Origin of the sequence: Microbacterium sp. BF1 (assembly GCF_019279095.1) — a bacterium.
GTDB lineage: Bacteria > Actinomycetota > Actinomycetes > Actinomycetales > Microbacteriaceae > Microbacterium > Microbacterium maritypicum.
In genome coordinates, this window is record NZ_JAGYWT010000301.1 from 1 (window position 1) to 3,046 (window position 3,046).

Below are 3,046 nucleotides of genomic sequence, written 5' to 3' on the forward strand. Positions count from 1 at the left end.
GAGCGTTGACGGGCGCGAGCAGCAGGACGCCGACCGAGAGACAGCACACAGCCGCATGCACGAGCTCCTGGACCATCTCCGCACGCAGCTCATGCGCGGCGCTCCGACTCAGGCGGACCGAGAGACATCGCTCGAGTCACGCCGAGGGCGACGCCAGCCCGAAGTACTCAAGCTCCGCGTCGTTCAGCATCCGCGAGCGGATCAAGAATCGCATCCCTGTCGGCCCCTCGACGCTGAATCCCGCACCGCGCCCCGGCACGACGTCGATGGTCAGGTGCGTGTACTTCCAGTACTCGAACTGCGACTGCGACATGAAGACCTCGACGGACTGCGCCAGGCCCACGTCGAGCGCCCCGAGCAGCACGTCGCCCGGCCCCGTGATGAACATCCCGATCGGATAGCACATGGGCGATGAGCCGTCGCAGCAGCCGCCGGACTGGTGGAACATGAGCGGCCCGTGCTGGGCGGTCAGCTCGCGTATGAGCGAGGCCGCAGCCTCCGTCACGTCCACGCGCTGGTAGGTGCCGATGCTGACCATGACTGCCGCCTTCCGCGGAGGGAGCCGGGCGGACGCTGAGGGAGCAGCGCCCGCCCGGGGATCGAACTCAGAAGAAGCCCATCGGGCCCTCTGCATACGAGACGAGGAGGTTCTTCGTCTGCTGGTAGTGGTCGAGCATCATCTTGTGATTTTCGCGACCGATGCCCGACTGCTTGTACCCGCCGAACGCTGCATGCGCCGGGTACTGGTGGTACGTGTTGGTCCACACACGCCCGGCCTCGATCGCCCGACCCGCCCGGTAGGCGGTGTCACCGCTGCGGCTCCAGACGCCGGCGCCGAGACCGTAGAGCGTGTCGTTGGCGATCGAGATCGCGTCGTCGAATCCGTCGAACGAGGTGACCGAGAGCACGGGCCCGAAGATCTCCTCCTGGAAGATGCGCATGTCGTTCGTGCCCTCGAACACGGTCGGGGCGACGTAGAAGCCCCCGCTCAGATCCCCGCCGAGGTCGACCCGCTCGCCACCGGTCAGCAGGCGCGCGCCGCCTTGCTTGCCGATGTCGATGTAGCTGAGGATCTTCTCCAGCTGGTCGTTCGATGCCTGCGCGCCGATCATCGTCGCGGGGTCGAGCGGGTTGCCTTGCACGACCTTCTTCACGCGCTCGAGTCCGTCCGCGAGGAACCCGTCGTAGATCGAGCGCTGGATGAGCGCCCGCGAGGGGCAGGTGCACACCTCGCCCTGATTCAGCGCGAACATCGTGAAGCCCTCGAGCGCCTTGTCGTAGAACGGGTCGCTGGTCGAGCGGGCGACGTCTTCGAAGAACACGTTCGGGCTCTTGCCTCCGAGCTCCAGCGTGACCGGGATCAGGTTCTGCGAGGCGTACTGCATGATCAGACGACCGGTCGTGGTCTCACCCGTGAAGGCGACCTTGCGGATGCGCTTGTGCTGCGCGAGCGGGGCGCCCGCCTCGATCCCGAACCCGTTCACGATGTTGACGACACCCGCCGGCAGCAGGTCGCCGATGATGTCGAACAGGAACAGGAGGGATGCCGGGGTCTGCTCGGCCGGCTTGATGACGACGCAGTTGCCTGCGGCGAGCGCGGGCGCCAGCTTCCAGACCGCCATCAGGATCGGGAAGTTCCAGGGGATGATCTGCCCGACCACACCGAGCGGTTCGTGGAAGTGGTACGCGACCGTGTTCTCGTCGAGCTGGCTGATGCCGCCCTCCTGCGCCCTCAGCACGCCGGCGAAGTAGCGGAAGTGGTCGACGGCGAGGGGGATGTCGGCGGCCAGCGTCTCGCGCACCGGCTTGCCGTTCTCCCATGTCTCGGCGACGGCGATCTCCTCGAGGTGCTGCTCGATCCGGTCCGCGATCCTGTTGAGGATCACCGAGCGCTCGGCCGGGCTCGTCTTGCCCCAGCCCGCGAACGCCTGCCACGCGACCTCGACGGCCCGATCGATGTCTTCGCTGGTGCCGCGGCCGACCTCGGTGAACGCCTTGCCGTTGACGGGGCTGACGTTCTCGAAGTACTGGCCCTTGACGGGTTCGACGAACTCGCCGCCGATGTAGTGGCCGTAGCGCGGCCGGTAGTTCGCGAGGGCGCCCGGCTGGCCCGGGGCCGCGTAGGCGAGGGACACGTCTTCTTCGACGATGCTCATGGGAGTCTCCTTCGACGGGGCCGCGCATCGGTGCAGCGGCTGTCCTTCGAAGGTAGGTCGCACGAGGTTGCACCCCGGTGCGCAACGTTGCGCCGAGTTGCAAGGCTCGGTCAGGCCTCGAGACGCTCGATACGGGCGACCAGTCCCGCGCGCTTCGGCGACCGGGCGGGGAGCATCTCCAGCGCCAGTCGGAGGGTTTCGGCGTCGCCTTGACCCTCGGGGATCTCGGCGTAGGAGAGCAGCACGTCGAGACTCGCCTCGGACAGCATCGCCTCACGCAGCGCTGCCCTCACCGACTCGCGGAACTCCTCGACACCGGGCGATGTCGACTCGGGCAGCACCGGACCCCGATAGGCCGTGAGCGCCACCCGGTGCGCGCCGCGATCGAGCAGGGACAGCACGTCGTGTGCGTCGGTGTCGAGGGCGACGGGAAGGCGATACGGACGCGACTCCGGCACGAGGTCGGGGGCGGTGCGCTCGAGCACCTTGCGCAGGCGCACCATCTCCGGGCGGAGCGTGTCGGGTGAGACACCGGGGCCGTAGACGAGCTCGCACAGGCGCTCGGCCGAGAGGCCCTGGCGATGCACGGCGAGCATGAGCAGGATCGCAGCGTGGCGCGCACTGAGCTCGATCATCGACTCGTCGTGCGCGGACTCGGTCTCCAGCCGCGCCCTGTCGCGGCCCAGCACATGGAGCGTCGCCCTGGCGGTCACCGGAGTGCGTCCCTTCGTCGCGGCGGATCGGGGTCGGGATCCCTCGCTCCGCTGCCGGAGCCGGGCGACCATCAGCTCCGACTCGACGGCGCGGGCCGTGGCATCGACCAGCAGTCGCGCCTGCAGCGAGACGACCTCGGGGCCGCCCGTGATGTCGATCACGCCGAGCACGCGCTG

The 3,046-nt window shown here is 68.4% G+C and carries 2 protein-coding genes and 1 pseudogene; all 3 read right to left on the bottom strand.

Annotated features, from left to right (window positions below; genetic code table 11):
- Positions 1-136: 136 nt before the first annotated feature.
- Entirely contained in the window at positions 137-538 is a 402-nt protein-coding gene (locus KZA10_RS10915; RefSeq protein WP_055875388.1) for a DUF779 domain-containing protein, read from the bottom strand.
- 67 nt (positions 539-605) lie between these two features.
- Positions 606-2,156, bottom strand: coding sequence for an aldehyde dehydrogenase family protein (locus tag KZA10_RS10920; RefSeq protein ID WP_218682893.1), 1,551 nt, complete (start codon positions 2,154-2,156; stop codon positions 606-608).
- 110 nt (positions 2,157-2,266) lie between these two features.
- A pseudogene (locus KZA10_RS10925) lies at positions 2,267-3,046 on the bottom strand (transcriptional regulator); the annotation flags it as partial.